Genomic DNA, 511 nt, shown 5'->3' on the forward strand with positions numbered 1-511 from the left:
CAAATTTTATAGTGAAGACGGTAGCTTTGAAGTAGTAAAAGACAATAGCATAGGCAAAGAGAAACATATTTTATACATTGGTGGCAGTCCTTATGAATCTAATATTGTATATTTGAAAGACTTTGGTCAGATTGTCGGTTCTTATAAATTTCTTCATAAAGACTATATAGGAAGTATTCTTGCCATCAGCGATGAAGTGGGAAACAAGCTTGAGCAGAGACATTATGATGCATGGGGCAGCTTGGTAGCCCTGTCATTTGGAAATGACGGAGCAGTGATCACGGATAAAAACACCATTGATAATTCTGCTTTATTAATAGATAGGGGCTATACCAGCCATGAACATTTTGCGCAGGTGGGAATCATTCATATGAATGGCAGGTTATATGATCCGCTACTCAGAAGGTTCCTGAATGCTGATGAAAATATACAGGATCCTATGAATACCCAAAACTATAATAAGTATGGGTATGTGATGAATAATCCACTGATGTATAATGATCCAAGCGGA

Annotated in this window: 1 protein-coding gene; it reads left to right on the top strand. The window is 37.2% G+C overall.

Translation table 11 applies throughout. The features are described 5' to 3' along the window. Positions 1–511: RHS repeat domain-containing protein (locus DRF57_RS23490; protein WP_133297568.1), on the top strand; the 511-nt coding region annotated here is incomplete at both ends.

Origin of the sequence: Chryseobacterium rhizosphaerae (assembly GCF_003385455.1) — a bacterium.
GTDB classification, from domain to species: Bacteria; Bacteroidota; Bacteroidia; order Flavobacteriales; family Weeksellaceae; genus Chryseobacterium; species Chryseobacterium rhizosphaerae.